At 61.1% G+C, this 18,091-nt stretch carries 18 protein-coding genes; 11 read left to right on the top strand and 7 right to left on the bottom strand.

The window, feature by feature from the left end:
* Positions 1 to 293: 293 nt before the first annotated feature.
* Genes AC3WRD_RS09040 through AC3WRD_RS09030 form a run of 3 tightly spaced genes read left to right on the top strand, consistent with a single transcriptional unit; the run spans position 294 to position 5,213 of the window.
* The gene (locus tag AC3WRD_RS09040) at positions 294 to 1,652 is read left to right on the top strand and encodes a TolC family outer membrane protein (protein WP_096819329.1); all 1,359 of its coding nucleotides are present in this window, start codon (positions 294 to 296) and stop codon (positions 1,650 to 1,652) included.
* 30 nt (positions 1,653 to 1,682) lie between these two features.
* Entirely contained in the window at positions 1,683 to 3,842 is a 2,160-nt protein-coding gene (locus AC3WRD_RS09035; RefSeq protein ID WP_096819330.1) for a type I secretion system permease/ATPase, read from the top strand.
* Between the two features lie 9 nt (positions 3,843 to 3,851).
* Positions 3,852 to 5,213 (top strand): HlyD family type I secretion periplasmic adaptor subunit, encoded by a 1,362-nt coding sequence (locus AC3WRD_RS09030; RefSeq protein ID WP_102620302.1) that lies wholly within the window; start codon positions 3,852 to 3,854, stop codon positions 5,211 to 5,213.
* 37 nt (positions 5,214 to 5,250) lie between these two features.
* Here AC3WRD_RS09030 and AC3WRD_RS09025 read toward each other — a convergent pair whose 3' ends face one another.
* Together AC3WRD_RS09025 and AC3WRD_RS09020 are read right to left on the bottom strand one after the other, a co-directional pair.
* On the bottom strand, positions 5,251 to 5,844 hold the full coding sequence (locus tag AC3WRD_RS09025; RefSeq protein ID WP_102620301.1) for a tRNA-uridine aminocarboxypropyltransferase: 594 nt from the start codon (positions 5,842 to 5,844) through the stop codon (positions 5,251 to 5,253).
* An 18-nt stretch (positions 5,845 to 5,862) separates the two neighbouring features.
* On the bottom strand, positions 5,863 to 6,756 hold the full coding sequence (locus AC3WRD_RS09020) for a LysR family transcriptional regulator (RefSeq protein WP_102620300.1): 894 nt from the start codon (positions 6,754 to 6,756) through the stop codon (positions 5,863 to 5,865).
* A gap of 296 nt (positions 6,757 to 7,052) precedes the next feature.
* On the opposite strand from AC3WRD_RS09020, the gene speB reads away from it, so the two are divergent.
* From speB to AC3WRD_RS08990, 6 genes are all read left to right on the top strand, one after another.
* Positions 7,053 to 8,003 carry an agmatinase gene (speB, locus tag AC3WRD_RS09015; protein WP_003222717.1) on the top strand — a complete coding sequence of 317 codons (951 nt, stop codon included), beginning with the start codon at positions 7,053 to 7,055 and terminating at the stop codon, positions 8,001 to 8,003.
* Positions 8,004 to 8,013: 10 nt separating this feature from the next.
* Positions 8,014 to 8,436 (top strand): YybH family protein, encoded by a 423-nt coding sequence (locus AC3WRD_RS09010; RefSeq protein ID WP_096819333.1) that lies wholly within the window; start codon positions 8,014 to 8,016, stop codon positions 8,434 to 8,436.
* Between the two features lie 55 nt (positions 8,437 to 8,491).
* A complete protein-coding gene (locus AC3WRD_RS09005; RefSeq protein ID WP_096819334.1) occupies positions 8,492 to 10,003 on the top strand; it encodes a purine-cytosine permease family protein in 1,512 nt (503 codons plus the stop codon).
* 79 nt (positions 10,004 to 10,082) lie between these two features.
* Positions 10,083 to 11,462: a sodium:solute symporter family protein gene (locus tag AC3WRD_RS09000; protein ID WP_096819335.1), complete on the top strand. Its 1,380-nt coding sequence runs from the start codon at positions 10,083 to 10,085 to the stop codon at positions 11,460 to 11,462.
* Positions 11,463 to 11,548: 86 nt separating this feature from the next.
* Positions 11,549 to 12,274 (top strand): MBL fold metallo-hydrolase, encoded by a 726-nt coding sequence (locus AC3WRD_RS08995; RefSeq protein ID WP_102620299.1) that lies wholly within the window; start codon positions 11,549 to 11,551, stop codon positions 12,272 to 12,274.
* Positions 12,275 to 12,319: 45 nt separating this feature from the next.
* Positions 12,320 to 12,568: a phosphopantetheine-containing protein gene (locus AC3WRD_RS08990; protein ID WP_096819337.1), complete on the top strand. Its 249-nt coding sequence runs from the start codon at positions 12,320 to 12,322 to the stop codon at positions 12,566 to 12,568.
* A 106-nt stretch (positions 12,569 to 12,674) separates the two neighbouring features.
* On the opposite strand, the gene AC3WRD_RS08985 is transcribed toward AC3WRD_RS08990, so the two are convergent.
* Entirely contained in the window at positions 12,675 to 12,803 is a 129-nt protein-coding gene (locus AC3WRD_RS08985) for a PA1414 family protein (protein ID WP_007914492.1), read from the bottom strand.
* Between the two features lie 142 nt (positions 12,804 to 12,945).
* On the bottom strand, positions 12,946 to 13,839 hold the full coding sequence (gene ptrR, locus AC3WRD_RS08980) for a putrescine utilization regulator PtrR (protein WP_102620298.1): 894 nt from the start codon (positions 13,837 to 13,839) through the stop codon (positions 12,946 to 12,948).
* Between the two features lie 104 nt (positions 13,840 to 13,943).
* Between ptrR and AC3WRD_RS08975 the strand changes: the two genes are divergently transcribed.
* Positions 13,944 to 15,125, top strand: coding sequence for an MFS transporter (locus AC3WRD_RS08975; protein WP_102620297.1), 1,182 nt, complete (start codon positions 13,944 to 13,946; stop codon positions 15,123 to 15,125).
* Here AC3WRD_RS08975 and AC3WRD_RS08970 read toward each other — a convergent pair.
* From AC3WRD_RS08970 to AC3WRD_RS08960, 3 genes are all read right to left on the bottom strand, one after another.
* Positions 15,070 to 16,002: a DMT family transporter gene (locus AC3WRD_RS08970; protein ID WP_102620296.1), complete on the bottom strand. Its 933-nt coding sequence runs from the start codon at positions 16,000 to 16,002 to the stop codon at positions 15,070 to 15,072. The two genes, AC3WRD_RS08975 and AC3WRD_RS08970, sit on opposite strands and share 56 nt — an antisense overlap.
* Before the next feature lie 151 nt (positions 16,003 to 16,153).
* Complete coding sequence (locus AC3WRD_RS08965) at positions 16,154 to 16,564, bottom strand: DUF2177 family protein (protein WP_102620295.1); 411 nt, start codon at positions 16,562 to 16,564, stop codon at positions 16,154 to 16,156.
* A gap of 45 nt (positions 16,565 to 16,609) precedes the next feature.
* Positions 16,610 to 17,446, bottom strand: a complete 837-nt coding sequence (locus AC3WRD_RS08960) for a CvfB family protein (protein WP_096819341.1) — start codon at positions 17,444 to 17,446, stop codon at positions 16,610 to 16,612.
* 350 nt (positions 17,447 to 17,796) lie between these two features.
* Here AC3WRD_RS08960 and AC3WRD_RS08955 point away from each other — a divergent pair, with 350 nt between their 5' ends.
* Entirely contained in the window at positions 17,797 to 17,985 is a 189-nt protein-coding gene (locus AC3WRD_RS08955; RefSeq protein WP_016985943.1) for a PFL_1563 family small protein, read from the top strand.
* Positions 17,986 to 18,091 lie beyond the last annotated feature (106 nt).

Genomic DNA, 18,091 nt, shown 5'->3' with positions numbered 1-18,091 from the left:
GTCCCTCCCCTTTAGCAGTACTTCGCCCGTATGTCGCAAAGTGAGTGGAACTTTCCTCAAGCCTTTCTGCACTCCCTAAAGCACATAAAACAAAGGCTTTCGAGAGGAACAATGTGCTGGATTTGGCGAAGCGCATAAGTTTTTTTTGGCATAAGCCATATGAAAATTTTTTCTTAGCTACGCTTCAGGATGTTCTTAGCTCTGTTGTAACAGCGATGAAACGCCAAACCTAAAAAATATCGTCAATAAATTGGCGACAGCAATACACCATCAGGACTCAGGGAGATGCACCCATGCGCGTTTTAACCCCCCTTTGCAGTGCGGTTTTGCTGGCCATGGCTTGCACTTCTCAAGCCCAGGCCATGAACCTCACCGAAGCGATACAAAGCACCATCGCGACCCACCCGGAACTGGCTTCGCGCGTAGACGCCAAACTGTCGGCCGATGAACAGGTGAAAGTCGCCAAGGGCGGCTTCTATCCATCGGTGGATCTGAACGCCGCTTATGGGCGCGGTTACAGCGACAACACCAACACCCGGGCCCTCGGTAACCACCACACCGAAATTCTCAACTACACCCAGTCCGAGCTGCGTCTGCGGCAGATGCTGTTCGACGGTTTCAATACCGCCAACGAAGTCGAGCGCACCAAGGGCGTTTCCAACTCGCGCGCGTACTACGCGCAAGGCACCGCCCAGGACCTGGCCCTGCGCACCATCGAGGTCTATCTCGAAGTGCTCAAGCGCCGCGAACTGGTGACCCTGGCCAAGAACAACCTGCAGGCGCATTTGCGCGTCAATGACCAGATCGGCCTGCGCACCCAGCGCGGCATCGGCAGCACCGCCGACTCCGATCAGTCGGTCGCCCGTAAGGCGCTGGCGCAGAACAACCTCGACACCGCCGAAGTCGATCTGGCGGATGCCGAATCGAACTTCTACGCCGTGGTCGGGCGCATGCCCGATGAACTGGAAGCGCCGGCTTCGACCCGTGGTGAATTGCCCACCAGCCTGCCCGAAGCCCAGCAGAGCATGGTCGAGAACAACCCGTATCTGAAATCCGCCCAGGCCGACGTGCAATCGGCCGAGAGTCAGTACGAAGTCGCCAAGTCGCCGTTCTACCCGCGCTTCGATGCCGAAGCGGCGGTCGGCGCCAACAACAACGTGCAGGGCGACGAGGGCCACGACAATGAATGGCGCGTCGGCGTGGTGATGAACTACAACCTGTTCCGTGGCGGCAGCGACAAGGCGCGACTGGCCTCCGATGCGCACCAGATCAACCAGGCCATGGACATCCGCAACAACGCCCTGCGCCAGCTCAACGAGAACATTCACCTGGCCTGGAACGCCATGGTCAACGCCAAGAAGCAGACCCCGACCGCCCGCGAATACGCCGAAACCACCAAGCGTGTACGCGCCGCGTATCAGGATCAGTTCGGCCTCGGCCAACGCACCCTGCTCGACCTGCTCGACAGTGAAAACGAGCTGTACAACGCCAATCGCCGCTACACGGAAATCCGCTACACCGAGGAGTTTTCGATGTACCGCGTGCTGGCGAACATGGGTCAGTTGCTGAGCAAGCAACGGGTGGTGCTGCCGGCCGACGCGATTGCCGCTGCCGAAGTGAAGAACGAGGCGCGCTTGCCCGAACTGAAGTAGTCCCGATGATGTAGCCAGGGAGCGATCAATATGACCAGCATGGAACCCGGTGTTTCCGGGGTCGATCCGCGGCTGAGCTTCGATGATCCGTTACTCGACGGTCTGTTGATCCTCTGCAAACTCCATGGCGCGACGGTCAGTCGCGCCAGTCTGAGTGCCGGGCTGCCCCTGGACAAACAACGCCTGAGCCTGGACCTGCTGCCCCGTGCGGCGGCCCGGGCCGGTTTGCAGGCGCGACTGCTGCGCCGCGACCTCAAGGACATTTCCCCGCTCAACCTGCCGGTGCTGTTGCTGTTGGGCAATGGCCGCACCGCCGTGCTGCGACGTTTTGCCGATGACGGCAAAGCCCTGATTCTGCCCAGTGAAGCCGATGGCGGCGAACAGTGGGTCAGCCACGAAGAGCTCACCGAACACTACACCGGCCAGGCCCTGTTCGCCCGGCCACGGCATGAACTGGAGGACCTGCGTTCACCGTTGGTGCCAAGGGTGCAAGCGTGGTTTCGCGACACCCTGAAGCTGTCGAAATGGCTCTACAGCGACGCGATCCTCGCCAGTTTCCTGATCAACCTGCTGGGCCTGATGGTGCCGCTGTTCGTCATGCAGACCTACGACCGCGTGGTGCCGAACCAGGCGACGTCGACCCTGTGGGTGCTGGCCATCGGACTGCTGATCGGCACCGGTTTCGAACTGGTGCTGCGGGTGGTGCGCGCTCACCTGCTGGACACCGCTGGCAAGAAGACCGACGTGATCCTTTCCGCGACTTTATTCGAACGCATCACCGGCATGGCGATGAAGGCCCGGCCGGCGACCATCGGCGGATTCGCCCAGAGCATTCATGACTTTCAGGGCCTGCGGGAGTTTCTCACCGCCGTGACCCTGACCAGCCTGATCGACCTGCCCTTCGTGGTGCTGATGCTGGTGGTGATCGGCCTGCTGGGCGGCTGGCTGGTGGTGATTCCGCTGCTGGCGTTTCCGATCACGATCGTGTTCGCGATGATCATTCAGGTTCGCCTGCGCGACACCGTGCAGAAAAGCCTGAGCCTCGGTGCCGAGCGTCAGGCATTGCTGATCGAAACCCTCGGCGGACTGGAAACCCTCAAGGCGTGCAGCGCCGAAAGCGAGCGCCAGCACAAGTGGGAAAGCACCCACGGCGCCCTCACCCGCCTCGACAGCCACGCACGCAACCTCTCGGCGCTGGCCACCAACGGCACGCTGTTCATCCAGCAGTTCTCGGGGATGGCGACCATCGTCGCCGGGGTTTACAGCATCATCGCCGGCAACCTGAGCGTCGGTGCGCTGGTAGCCAGTTACATGCTCGGCAGCCGCGTGCTCGCGCCACTGGGCCAGATCGCCGGGTTGATAACCCGCTACCAGCAAGCGCAACTGACGATGAAAAGTACCGACGCCCTGATGTCTTTGCCCCAGGAGCGCGACGGCAAACAACGGCCGCTGGAGCGCACGCAATTGCAAGGGGCGCTGGACGCCAATGCGGTGACCTTCCATTACAACGGCCAGAACGCCCCGGCCCTGAGCAACATCAGTTTCAGCGTCAAGCCCGGCGAGCGGATCGGCATCATCGGCCGCAGCGGTTCCGGCAAGAGCACCCTCGCACGGCTGGTCATGGGTTTCTACGAACCGGAAGAAGGCCAATTGCTGCTCGACGGCCTCGACCTGCGGCAACTGGATGTCGCCGACCTGCGCCAGCAGATCGGTTACGTCGCCCATGACCTGCCGCTACTGGCCGGCAGCCTGCGTGACAACCTGACCCTCGGCGCCCGTTATGTCAGCGATTCGCGGATGCTCGAAGTCGCCGAACTGACCGGCGTCACCGAGCTTGCCCGCCAGCACCCGCAAGGCTTCGACCGACCGGTGGGTGAACGTGGACAATTGCTTTCCGGCGGTCAACGCCAGGCAGTCCTGCTGGCCCGGGCGCTGTTGCTCGATCCGCCGATCATGCTGCTCGACGAACCCACCAGCGCCATGGACAACAGCAGCGAAGACGTCCTGCGCCAGAAGCTTCACGGCTGGGTGCAGGGCAAAACCTTGCTGCTGGTCACGCACCGCACCTCGATGCTGAGCCTGGTGGACCGGTTGCTGGTGCTGGACAACGGCCGGATCGTCGCCGACGGTCCGAAAGAAGCGGTCATCGATGCACTGCGCAAGGGCCGGGTCGGCTCGGCGGCGGTCTAGGAGTTGCCCATGTCTGCTTCCTCATCGTCAAAACAGCGCGGTTACTTCGACAGTTTCGGCAAAAGCGCCGAAGCCGAATTCATGCCGGAAACTGCCGGCGCTTCGTTGCAGGATTCGCCGCGCTGGTCGCGCATCACCGTGTGGCTGGCGGCGGCACTGCTGATCAGCGCGCTGGTCTGGGCCAAATTCGCGGTGCTCGAAGAAGTGACCATGGGCGAAGGCAAGGCGATTCCGTCGAGCAAGGTCCAGGTGATCCAGAACCTCGAGGGCGGGATCGTCACCGAGATCTTCGTGCGTGAAGGGCAAATGGTGAACAAGGGCGACACCCTGCTGCGCCTGGATGACACGCGGTTTCTGTCGAACAAGGGTGAGAGCGAGGCGGATCGCTATGCATTGATGGCCCAGGTCGAGCGACTATCCGCCGAGTCAGAAGGCCGGCCGATGAAACTCTCGGACGAAGTCGTCAGCAAGGCGCCACAAGTGGCCGAAGACGAACGTGCGCTGTACGACCAGCGTCAGCGGCGGCTGGCCAGCGAACAACGCACCCTCACCGAACAGTTGCGGCAGAAGACCCAGGAGCTGGCGGAGTTTCGCTCCAAGCAGGGTCAGTACAGTTCCAGCCTGGCGCTGCTCCAGCAAGAAATGAACATGTCATCGCCACTGGTAGGCACCGGGGCGGTGTCGCCAGTGGAGATCTTGCGACTCAAGCGCAGTGCGGTGGAAATTCGTGGCTCGTTGAACGCCACGACCCTGGCCATTCCCCGGGCCGAATCGGCGATCAACGAGATCAAGAGCAAGATCGACGAATCGGAACAGACCTTCCGCTCCGACGCGGCCAAGGACCTCAACCAGAAGCGCACCGACCTGTCGAAAATCACGGCGTCGAGCATCGCCATCGACGACCGCGTCAGCCGCACCACCGTGACCTCGCCGGTACACGGGGTGATCAAGCAGTTGAAGGTCAACACCATCGGCGGCGTGGTCCAGCCGGGCAGCGACATGGTGGAAATCGTGCCGCTGGAAGACAACCTGCTGATCGAAGCCAAGGTCCGTCCGCAGGACGTGGCGTTCCTGCATCCGGGCCAGAAAGCCATGGTCAAGTTCAGTGCCTACGACTACACGATCTACGGCGGACTCAGCGCCAAACTTGAGCTGATCGGTGCCGACACGATTACCGATGACAAGGGCAACAGCTTCTACCTGATCCAGGTGCGCACCGACAAAAACCATTTGGGCGGGGATGTGAAACCGCTGCTGATCATTCCGGGGATGGTTGCCACGGTGGACATCATCACCGGGGAGAAAAGCGTGCTGGATTACTTGCTCAAACCGGTGCTGAAGGCGCGCACCGAGGCGATGCGCGAACGCTAGCCTCATCTGATCGTTCCCACGCTCCGCGTGGGAACGATCAGTATCCGTGATTCTTTTGGAAAGTCTCCTCCCCCATCGCCGCAATCTGCCCTTCAATCAGCGCCTCAAACGGCTTGAGCAACGGATCGAAAGAGACCGGCGCTTCCAGGGTCTGCAACGCCTGAACGATCGCCTCGATGGTCGACAACGCCCCCGGCCCCGGTGCCTTGCGCAGCCGATACCGCGAAACCCCGCCCTCCGCCAGCGTCACCCGTGGCAACGCCGCCAACAGCGGATTCAGGTGCAGCATCTTGCGTGCCTTGCGCCACGTGCCGTCCGGCACCACCAACAACAGTGGTTCATCGGTCGCGGTGTAAGTCTGCATCGGCTGCGCATCCTCCGCCGGGAACAACAACCGCGCCCGATGCCCCGGCCGATTCAACAGCGCAGGCAAATCCTCGAACACCTCGCCGACAATCAGCTCGGCATTGTTCAAACCGAGCGCTGCCAGCCGTGCAGTGTTGAGCGCGTGATTGACCTCGCTCGGGTGCTGCAACAGCAACACCCGAGTTCGGCTGTCGAGGCTCGGGATCAGCGGACACAGGCAGTGGGTTTGTGGGCGCAGGCAGCGCGGGCATTGAGGTCTGGACATACTTCTTGTTCCTGAAAGCTAGGCCTGATTGAGCTGCGCTTTGAGCAGATCGCGAAAGGTCTGGATCAGCGGCTCGCGGCTGCGGCCACGGCGCATGATCATGGAAAACGGCGCCTGATAACCGAAGGTCGCCGACAGCAGCACCCGCAAATCACCCTTGTCGGCCCAGGCCTGAGCGTAGTGCTCCGGCAGATAACCGATGTAGGCACCGGACAGCACCAGAATCAGCTGCGCCTCCATACTTTCCACGGTCGCGGCGCTGTGTTTGAAACCGTGACGGGCCAGCTCCGCCTGGCTCCAGTAGCCGCGCCCGACCATGCGTTGCTGGGTGATGACCTGCTCGGGAATCCGCCGCTCGTTGAACAACGGGTGACGATTACTGCAATACAGCCAGTGCTGTTCGCGGTACAGCGGCATGTACACCAGACCGCTCATGCGCGTGGAGAACGCACCGATGGCCAGGTCGAGGCGGTTGTCCTGTACGCCGAGTTGCAATTCGTAGGGGCTCATCACCGACAGGTGCAAATGCACCGCCGGGTGTTCCTGGCTGTAGGCGCCGATGGCTTCGGCGAACGGCAGGGCCTTGTCACTGACGGTGGAGTCGATCACCCCGAGGTTGAGCGTACCGCGCAGTTCACCCTTGAGCGCCGCGGCGTATTGCTCGAAACCTTCGAGTTCGGCCAGCAGACGCAGGGTTTCCTGATGGAACAGCTCGCCTTTGCTGGTCAGGCTGAAACCACCGCGCCCGCGATGGCAAAGCACCAGACCGAGCGCGGCTTCGAGCTGGCTCATGTAGGTGCTGATCGCCGAGGTCGACAGGTTGAGTTCCTGCTGCGCATTGGCAAAACCCTGATGGCGCACGACGCTGACGAAGATGCGCAAAAGTTTCAGGTCGGGTAAAGCGTTGGCCATGTCTACTCCAAGGATCGTTCCCACGCTCTGCGTGGGAATGCCGCCCGTGACGCTCTGCGTCACCTGCGATTACGGCTGGACGCGGAGCGTCCGTGGATGCATTCCCACGCAGAGCGTGGGAACGAGCACGTAGGGGGGAAGTCTGGCATTAGTTTAGAAAAATCTGAACTAAGTATTTGCCCGTAGCGATTCTTTCGCCTCACTACATTTCGCAGAATCGGCCCCACAGCGGTGCCCGTGACCTTGCGAATGCGGCGCGCCGACATAAATAAAACAAAGACGATGAGGCCCTACCCGTGGACAAGATTCTTCACCAACCACTGGGCGGCAACGAAATGCCGCGCTTCGGCGGCATCGCCACCATGCTCCGACTCCCCCATGTACCGACCGCTGCCGGCCTGGACGCTGCCTTCGTTGGCGTCCCACTGGACATCGGTACTTCGCTGCGCCCCGGCACCCGCTTCGGGCCACGCGACATCCGCACCGAATCGGTGATGATCCGCCCGTACAACATGGCCACCGGCGCTGCGCCGTTCGACTCGCTGTCGGTTGCCGACATCGGTGACGTGGCGATCAACACCTTCAACCTGCTCGATGCCGTGCGCATCATCGAAGAAGCCTACGACAACATCCTCGAGCACAACGTCATCCCGATGACCCTGGGTGGCGACCACACCATCACCCTGCCGATCCTGCGTGCCATTCACAAGAAGCACGGCAAGGTCGGTCTGGTGCACATCGACGCTCACGCTGACGTGAACGATCACATGTTCGGCGAGAAGATCGCCCACGGCACGACCTTCCGTCGCGCCGTCGAAGAAGGCCTTCTGGACTGCGACCGCGTGGTGCAGATTGGTCTGCGTGCGCAGGGTTACACCGCTGACGACTTCAACTGGAGCCGCGATCAGGGCTTCCGCGTTGTTCAAGCCGAAGAGTGCTGGCACAAGTCGCTGGCACCGCTGATGGCCGAAGTGCGCGAGAAAGTCGGTGGCGGCCCGGTGTACCTGAGCTTCGACATCGACGGCATCGACCCGGCCTGGGCGCCTGGCACTGGCACCCCGGAAATCGGTGGTCTGACGACCATTCAGGCGATTGAAATCGTTCGCGGCTGCCAGGGCCTCGACCTGATCGGTTGCGATCTGGTAGAAGTCTCGCCCGCTTATGACACCACCGGCAACACCTCGCTGCTGGCCGCCAACCTGCTGTACGAAATGCTCTGCGTACTGCCGGGCGTCGTCCACCGCTGAGGGTCGGGTCATGAACGAACGCGATCAGGTTCTGAAAGCGGCCGCCGATCTGGTGTCCGCCTTCGCCCGCAACGATCGCGAAGCCTACTTCGGCGCGTTCAGCGCCGATGCGAGCTTCGTGTTCTACACCCTCGAACAGCCCCTGCTGTCGCGCGATGCCTATCAGGCGTTGTGGGACAGCTGGCGCGCCGAGGATGGCTTCGAGGTGCTGTCCTGCATCTCGAGCAACGCCTTCGTCAGCCTGCAGGGTGACGTGGCGATTTTCATCCATGACGTGGCCACCGAGCTGCGCATGCAAGGGGAGCAACACTTCAGCCAGGAGCGCGAGACGATTGTTTTCAGGAAACAAGCGTCGAGCCTAGAACAACAAGGCCATTGGCTGGCCTGCCACGAACATTTGTCCGCAATGCCGGAAGGGCTGCCATCCCCTTAGCCAAGACAGGTGACGCTCACGCACGATGAGCGCGCCTTTATGATCGGAGCAGATCATGAATAACAACAACAAAGACCAAAGCCTTACGCAGATTGAAACCCACGGGGTCGAACAGATCCCGGACAACGAACGCACCGCCGGTCCCGTGGATTTGTTCCGCATGATCTTTGGCGGCGCGAATACCTTTGCCACCGCCGTGCTCGGCAGTTTCCCGGTGCTGTTCGGCCTGTCCTTTCAGGCGGGCGTCTGGGCGATTGTCTCGGGTGTGCTGCTCGGTTCGCTGATCCTCGCACCGATGGGCCTGTTCGGCCCGATCAATGGCACCAACAATGCGGTGTCGTCCGGTGCGCACTTCGGCGTGCACGGGCGGATCGTCGGTTCGTTCCTCTCGCTGTTGACCGCCATCGCCTTCTTCTCGCTCTCGGTGTGGAGTTCGGGGGATGCGTTGATTGGTGGTGCGAAACGCCTGATCGGCCTGCCGGAAACCGACCTGACTCTGGGCCTGGCCTACGGTCTGTTCGCGATTCTGGTGCTGACCGTATGCATCTACGGCTTCCGCTTCCTGTTGTGGGTGAACAAGGTGGCGGTGTGGAGCGCGAGCCTGCTGTTCCTGCTGGGCATCTTCGCTTTCGCCGGTCCTTTCGATTCGCACTACGCCGGCACCGTCAGTCTCGGCCAGCCAGGCTTCTGGGCAGCCTTCATCGGCGCCGCGCTGGTGGCGATGAGCAACCCGATTTCCTTCGGCGCGTTCCTCGGCGACTGGGCCCGCTATATCCCGCGTGAAACCTCGCGTCAGCGGATCATGGCAGCGGTGATTTTCTCGCAGATCGCCACGTTCATTCCGTTCCTGTTCGGCCTGACCACCGCGACCATCGTGGCGATCCAGGCACCGGACTACATCGCGGCCAACAACTACGTCGGCGGCCTGCTGGCGGTATCGCCGAGCTGGTTCTTCCTGCCGGTGTGCCTGATTGCGGTGATCGGCGGCATGTCCACCGGCACCACGTCGCTGTATGGCACCGGGCTGGACATGTCCAGCGTGTTCCCGCGTCTGCTGTCGCGGGTCAAGGCGACGTTGCTGATCGGCGTGCTGTCGATTGCCTTCATCTTCATCGGGCGCTTCGCGGCAAACCTGGTGCAGAGCGTGTCGACCTTCGCCGTGCTGATCATCACCTGCACCACCCCATGGATGGTGATCATGATCATCGGCCTGGTGGTGCGTCGCGGCTTCTACTGCCCGGACGATCTGCAAGTGTTCACGCGCGGCGAGCAAGGCGGACGCTACTGGTTCAGCCACGGCTGGAACTGGCGCGGCCTGGGCGCGTGGATCCCGAGCGCGGCGGTCGGCCTGTGCTTCGTCAACCTGCCGGGGCAGTTCGTCGGCCCGCTGGGTGAACTGGCCGGCGGCATCGACATCAGCCTGCTGGTGACCCTCGGTCTGGCCTCGGTGATGTACCTGATGCTGCTGAGCCTGTTCCCGGAACCGGCGCTGGTCTACGGCCCGAAGGATCCCCGGAGCAAAGGCGCGCATGCGCCGGCTGAAGCGGCGCTGCGTCAGGCTGCCTGAATAAACGAATCGCCTGTGGGGGTCAGCCTTCCCCCACAGAGTTCCACCCCATAAAAAAGACAATCGGAGACACGCCATCATGGCTTTGGATTTATTCGTCGTCCTCATTTACGCCGCCGGCATGCTCTTGCTCGGCTACTTCGGCATGCGCAAGGCCAAGACCAACGAGGACTTCCTGGTTGCCGGGCGTAACCTCGGCCCGAGCCTGTACATGGGCACCATGGCTGCGACCGTTCTCGGTGGCGCGTCCACCGTCGGCACCGTCCGCCTGGGCTATGTGCACGGCATCTCCGGTTTCTGGCTGTGCGCGGCACTGGGTTGCGGCATCGTGGCGCTGAACCTGTTCCTGGCCAAGCCGCTGCTGAAACTGAAGATCTACACCGTTACCCAGGTGCTGGAAAAACGCTACAACCCGATGGCCCGCTCGGCGAGCGCGGCGATCATGCTGGCCTACGCGCTGATGATCGGCGTGACCTCGATCCTCGCCATCGGCACCGTGCTGCAAGTGCTGTTCGGCCTGCCGTTCTGGATCTCGGTACTGCTCGGCGGTGGCGTGGTGGTGGTGTACTCGGCTATCGGCGGCATGTGGTCGCTGACCCTGACCGACATCGTCCAGTTCATCATCAAGACCGTCGGCCTGATGTTCATCCTCCTGCCAATCTGCCTGTACCGCGTCGGCGGCTGGGACGAGCTGGTGCTGAAACTGCCCGCCACCGCCTTCAGCTTCACCACCATCGGCTGGGACACGATCATCACCTACTTCATGATCTACTTCTTCGGCATCCTGATCGGTCAGGACATCTGGCAACGGGTGTTCACCGTCAAGACCGCCAAAGTCGCTCAGTACGCCGGTAGCATCGCGGGTATCTACTGCATTCTCTACGGCCTGGCCTGTGCCCTGATCGGCATGGCGGCGCACGTGCTGATCCCGGATCTGGACAACGTCAACAACGCCTTCGCCGCGATCGTCAAACTGTCGCTGCCGGACGGTATCCGTGGTCTGGTGATCGCTGCCGCCCTGGCCGCGATGATGTCCACCGCCAGCGCCGGCCTGCTCGCCGCCGCCACCACCCTGACCGAAGACCTGCTGCCGAAACTGCGTGGCGGCAAACAGTCGAGCCTGGGCATCAACCGCCTCTTCACTCTGCTGACCGGTGTCGTGGTGCTGGGTATCGCTCTGGTGGTCAACGACGTGATCAGCGCCCTGACCCTGGCCTACAACCTGCTGGTGGGCGGCATGCTGATCCCGCTGATCGGTGCAATCTTCTGGAAGCGCGCCACCACCGCCGGCGCCATCGCCAGCATGGGCACTGGTTTTGCCACCGCCCTGCTGTTCATGGTCAAGGACGGTCTGGACGCCAACACCCCGATCTACTACAGCCTGGCTGTGGGTCTGGTGAGTTTCGTGGTGGTCAGCCTGATGTCCCGCCGCCCAAACGTGGTGGCCAGCGCGATCTAAGCTGGAACATAACGACTTGATGCTTTCTTCGACGGGTGTGGCGTCGGTTGCCACACCCGTTTTTTTTCGTCTGGAGAAAATGCTTTATGAAGATTGTTTCTCGCGATCAGTGGTTCGAAGTGCAGCACCTGAGCGACGGCATTCGCCTGATTCACGAGCCGTACATCCGTCCCTTCTACCGCTGCAACCTCTGGCATGTTCAGGGGCGTGACAAGGATCTGCTGCTCGACAGCGGTTCCGGGCTGGTCAGCCTGCGCGAACAACTGCCGTGGCTGACCGAGCGGCCGCTGGTGGCGGTAGCCAGTCATTGCCACTTCGACCACATTGCCGGGCATCACGAATTCACCGAACGACTGGTGCATCCGGCCGAAGCGGACATTCTGGCGGCGCCGGATGGCGAGAATGACTTGAGCCGTGCCTTCGTCGGCGACGACATGTTCGAAGCGCACCCGGATTGCCCGCTGTGCTACGCCGAATACCGGGTCAAGGCTGCGCCGGCCACCGGATTTGTCGAGGACGGCGATGTGCTGGACCTGGGCAATCGCACGCTGCAAGTGCTGCACACACCGGGGCATTCGCCGGGCGGGATCAGCCTCTACGAAGCGGCCAGCGAAACCCTGTTCAGCGGCGACATCATCTACGACGGGCCGTTGATTGAAGATGCCTACCACTCGGATCTCGAGGATTACGCCACCAGCCTGCAGCGTTTGCAGGCTCTGAAGATCCGCACCGTGCATGGCGGGCATTTCGGCAGTTTTTCAGGGGAGCATCTGCGCTCGATGATTGACGAATGGTTGCGCCGGCACGCCTGAGGCCTGCTGTACTCCAGTCAGACCCACCACTTTTGAAAATCTGCCATGAGAAGAGCTGCCGTGCGTGCCGCCGTGCACAGGTTCATCAAGCGTCTGCTGGAAAACCGCGAATTCAATGACCGCACCAGCCTGGCGGAGCTGGGTCTGGAGAAGGCGGATATCGAGGATCTGATCTTCCATCTGGAAGATGAATTCGGACTGACGGCATTCACCGCCGAGGAAGATCACATGCTCAAGACCGCGAAAACCGCGAACGACTTGAGCCGGTTTCTGATCGAGATCGGGCGACACTGAAAAGCAAAAGATCGCAGTCTTCGTCAGCGCCTGCACATTTTCATGCAGGCGCTGACGAAGACTGCGATCTCTCTATCTTCGAATCCTTGTTATTCAGATCGGGGCATTAGCGCCGACGCTGCTGACGCCGACGCTGTTCGTCATCAGTGCGAATCGGGACCGGTTGCAGAGGCGGTTCGATCAAGCCGAGGGCAACACCCAAATCGTGCAGCCAGTTTTGAATTTTCTCTTTCATCGTCATGCCCCCTTCAGGGTGGTGCTGAGCGTCCGGAATTCTGAGGCCGCTTCGCACTGATAATAGTCCGAAGTCCTACGCAATGCTCGGTGAAATCCGCAATGATCTGTTACCAGATTGATCAGAATCCCTGACCGATCGCTCAAGCGATTTCCCGGGTGTCTTCGCCAGCCACGGGATAGAGCGCCTGCTGCTGTTCAATCCACGCATTGAGATTGGCGCCGACCATGCCCCGGCGCCACATGAGCCAGGTTGTCGCACTGGCAAACGGCTCGGCCAGCGGATGCACCGCGACACTTTCGCGCCCCGGCAGGCTGGCGAGCATCGACTCCGACATCAGCGCCACACCGCTGCCGGCAATCACGCAAGCCAGCATCCCTTGGTAGGACTCGATCTCCATCGCCCGGCCCATCGCCGCGTGATAATGCGCGAACCACGACTCCAGCCGCGCACGGTAGGCGCAGCCATGGCGAAAGGTGAACACCGCCCGCCCCTCGACATCCTTGGCACTGCGTACCGGCGGGTGATCCGGCTCGCTGATCAGCACCAGCCGTTCATTGCACAGCGGCACACCGTCGATCCCGGCCAGTTGCGGCGGGCCATCCACCAGCGCCGCATCGAGGCGCCCGGTGAGCAGGCCTTCCAGCAATTCGCCACTGGGCCCGGACTGCACCTGCAGATTCACCGCCGGATATCGCTTGTGATACCGCGCCAACAGCGCCGGCAAATGAATCGCGGCGGTGCTGTACAGAGTGCCGAGCACGAAATCTCCCGCCGGTTGCCCGCCCATCACCGCCGCACTGGCCTGATCGCGCAGGGCGAACAGTTTGCCGGTGTAGTCCAGCAGGACTTTTCCCGCGGGCGACAACTGCAAACGCTGACGCTCGCGGACGAACAGTTCGACGCCCAATTGCTCTTCGAGCTGTTTGAGCCGGGTCGACAGGTTCGACGGCACACGGTGCAGGCGTTCGGCGGCGCGAGTGATCGAGCCCTCCTCCGCCACGGCCTGGAAGATCCGCAATTGGCTGAACTCCACAACCATTCTCCTGAACTGAACAAGTTACTCACTATTATTCAATTTTAAAGAAAGTCAATCAGTCCTAGCCTGACGGTCATTGAACCTCCAACGGAATCCAGACCATGTCGCCGCTGATTCGCTTATCCGCCAGTTTCATTGCCCTGATGATGGCCATGGGCATCGGGCGTTTCGCCCTTACACCGCAACTTCCCCACCTGATCAGCGAAGGGCAGATCGACCTGACCGCCGCCGGTCTGATTGCGGCAGCCAACTACCTCGGCTATCTGCTCGGTGCCATAGACGCGATGTTTTCCCGACGACCCGATCAAGTGCAACGGCGTCTGCACGGTGGCTTGTGGTTATGCGTGCTGCTGACGCTGGCGTCGTTCTGGGCCAATGGTTTCTGGTCGCATCTGCTGCTGCGCTTCGGCACTGGCGTGGCGAGCGCGTGGGTGCTGGTGATGATCACCGCACTGAGTCAACCGCTGGCTGCGGCGGCGGGTCGTCCGAGATTGGGAGCGCTGGTATTTGCCGGACCGGGTCTTGGGATTTTTCTGACGGGGTTGCTGGCGCTGTTCTCACATCTGGCGCAGCAGACTTCCGCCACCCTGTGGCTGATCTATGCCGCCGTGGCACTGATGATGTTGCTGGGAATCGTGCGGATCCTGCCGCAACCGGGCGTCGGCGCAACCGTCACACCTTCCGCCGTCAATCATTCGAATCGCGGCATTGCGCGGTTGGCGGTGGTGTATGCCTTGTACGGCGTGGGCTACATCATCCCGGCCACGTTCCTGTCGCAGATGGCCAACGCGCAGTTTCACGGGCAATGGCAGGCCGATCTGTTCTGGCCATGCTTCGGCCTTGGCGCCGCAATCGGTGTGTTGCTGGTGAGTTTGCGTCGGCATGATCCGGACACCACCCGTCACTGGTTGATGGCGACGTTGTGGCTGCAGGCCGCCGGGGTGTTTGCCTGCCTGTTGGGCAGCGGCCTCGGTCTGGCTTTGGGCGTGATCCTGTGCGGCACGCCGTTCCTGGCCTGCATGCAACTGGTGATGCAACGCTCCCGGGAAATGGCGCCCCACGCCACCCAGCGCAACGCCGGTCTGCTGACCGCGTGCTTCGCCGTCGGTCAGCTCAGCGGGCCGCTGCTGGCGGCGGTCAGCAGCCACTTCAGCGGCGGCCTGCAACCGGCGCTGGTGATCGCCGGCAGCGGGCTGCTGATTGCCGGTGGCCTGGCGTGGAAACCGCTTACGACTGGCCGAGCGCTTTGCGCAAACGCCGACGCACCCACTGTTCCGCGCTGACGAAGGTGATGCCGAGCAACACCAGCACGGCACCGATGATGAAGTTCATGCTCAGCTTTTCACCGAGCAACACCACGCCGAACGTGACGCCGAACAACGGCGTCATGAAGGAAAACACCGCCAGATTGGCCGCCAGATAGCGGCGCAGCAGCCAGAACCAGGTCAGGTAACTGAAGAACGACACCACCAGGCCCTGGAACAGCACGCTGCCCACCGCCACGACGGTCAGGCTGACGTGGGTGATCTGGCCGCTGAGCAGTGCGATCAACAGCAGGCCGATGAAGCCGACAATCAGTTGGTAAAAAAGCGTCAACGTCACCGGCGCTTCCGACAGGCGCGAGGCGCGCACCACCACGGTGGTCGCGCCCCAACTGGCCCCGGCCAGCACGCCGAGGGCATCGCCCAACAGCATGCGGTGATCGAGGTTGTCCCACGACACGCCGCCGGCAAACGCCACAGCGATCCCGACGAACGCCATGAAAATCCCCAGCCATTGCACCGGTCGCAGACGCTCGCTGGGCAACAGGAAATGCACACCCAGCGCGGTGAAGATCGGTGCGGTGTAAAGGAACACCGACATGTGCGCGGCCGTGGTCAACTGCAAGCCTTCGGAGATAAACAGGAACTCCAGACCGAACAAGGCACCGGCCAGCAAGCCGCCGCGCCATGTAGCACCGACCTGATCCCAGCCGCCCTTCCAGCAGATGAGCAGTCCTACCAGCAACGCAGAAATCCCCGACCGCCCCGCCGCCTGCATCACCGGCGCGATATCGGTCGCCGCCCACTTGATCATCACCTGCTGCACGCCCCAGATCAGGCACAGGCCGACCATCACTTGCAGCGCAAACCCGTCGGCACTGCGCCGACTGACGCTCACCGCAACACCTCGAACACACACAACATGGCAGTTTTTCCAAAGGTCAAAACAAAGCCCCGGCTCTTCGTCCGGGGCGAAAAATGATGAGTGGATTATTAACCAGTCAGCCAGAAAAAGCCGTCTGGAAGAGACATTTCATGCTCCTCAAACGTCAGCGGTGAATGGCTGATCTGCCAAACCGGCTGGCCACGACAAATCCGACCGAACAGGCCAGCGCCGTGGCAAACGTCCCCCATGCCCAATCCATCAATGTCACCTGCACCGACCAGCCGCGCAACGTCGCCCAATTGGTCAGGTCATAAGTGCCATAAGCGACCAGCCCGAGCAGCGCGCCCATGCGGGCGGCTCGCTGCCAGCTCACTGCCGGCAACACCACAAACGCCACACAGCCGAAAACGTACAGGCAATAAAAAACCGCTGCTGGCACCAGCAACGGTTTTTCGAGCATCAGCGAACCGAGCAGTTCGCGATAGGTCGGCGCCATCAGCACGCCGAGCCAGACGCCGTCGAGCAGAAGAAACGTCAGCAGCGTGGCGACGTAGGCAATCAACGTTTTTTTCATCTGCCCGACCTCAAGTGAGCCCATGCAACATGGGCCACGTCAGGCTCAGGTTAGTTCAATGCGATCGGCATGAATGACGATCTTGCCTTCCTTGTACAACGAACCGATGGCCTTCTTGAAGTTGCCCTTGCTGACACCGAACAGGCTGCTGATCAGCGCCGGGTCGCTCTTGTCGCTGACGGCCAGGGTGCCATCGTTCTCGCGCAACTTGGCGAGGATCTTCGAACTCAGGCTGCTGGCCGCTTCCTGCCCCACCGGTTGCAGGCTCAGGCTGATCTTGCCGTCGGCACGCACTTCCTTGATGAAACCTTTCTCGCGCATGCCGGAACGCATGAACTTGAAGATTTCGTTCTTGTGAATCAAACCCCAGTGCTTGTTGTTGATGACGGCCTTGAAACCCATGTCGGTGGATTCGGCCACCAGCAGATCAACTTCCTGGCCCACGCTGTAGTTGGCCGGGGTCTTGTCGAGGTAGCGATCAAGACGCGCGGTGGCGGTGATGCGGCGGGTGTGTTTGTCGAGGTAGACATGCACCACGCAGTACTCGCCGGCGGTCATCTGGCGTTTTTCTTCGGAGTAAGGCAGCAGCAGATCCTTCGGCAGGCCCCAATCGAGGAACACACCGATGCTGTTGACTTCAACAACTTTCAAACTGGCAAATTCACCGACCTGAACTTTTGGTTTTTCAGTGGTGGCAATAAGTTTGTCATCGCTGTCCAGATAAATGAAAACATTGAGCCAGTCTTCATCTTCGCTGGGAATATCTTTAGGGATATAACGGTTGGGCAAAAGAATTTCGCCGTCGGCACCGCCGTCCAGATATAAACCGAAGTTAGTGTGTTTAACCACTTGCAAACTGTTGTAGCGCCCGACTAAAGCCATTTCCAATACCCTCATTGCGTGGGCGGCATTCTACCCGGTTTTGCCGGGTTCGTTGGCCGGCAGATCCTCCCGCCGACGGAAATTTGCGCGAAGCCTTGATTTTCCTTGGTTTGCCGCCGAGCGGGCGCCACTCGTCAGACTACCTGGAGGACTCCCCGGCGCGCCGCCCCCTCGAAAAAGCCACCGATCCCGATAAATGTTGTTATTTAAAACAGCAGGTTAGCGGGATATTTCGAATAATTAATCGAGAATAATCCACCCGCACGCTGGGTTATTCCGGGGGATATTTACCAAGCAATTGTCAAGTTATTCCTGTACGATGCCTGGCCGAGTTACTTTTCTACAGGTTAATGGCCGCCATGCGTGTAAAAGCATCCACCAGCAAAGCAAAGCCAGCTCCAGCCGTTGAAACCAGCGAATCGATCAACGATCAGATCGCGGCATTCCTCAAGTCCGGCGGCGAAATCCAGCAAATTGCCAAGGGCGTCAGCGGCCAGACGTTCGGCCCGTCCAAGCAGATCAGCCTGGGCAAGAAGTAACACCCCGCAACACACCAGTCCCAAGGCGCTTTGAGCTTCGAAGCGTCTGGACCGGAACCCTCGCAAGACCTCTCTCGCGTTTAATCAAACCGACAAAACAACAGAA

The sequence above is a fragment of the Pseudomonas sp. FW215-R2 genome, assembly GCF_058789255.1.
Note: the sequence above shows the minus strand (reverse complement) of the source record. Positions and strands in the feature narration are given on the sequence as shown.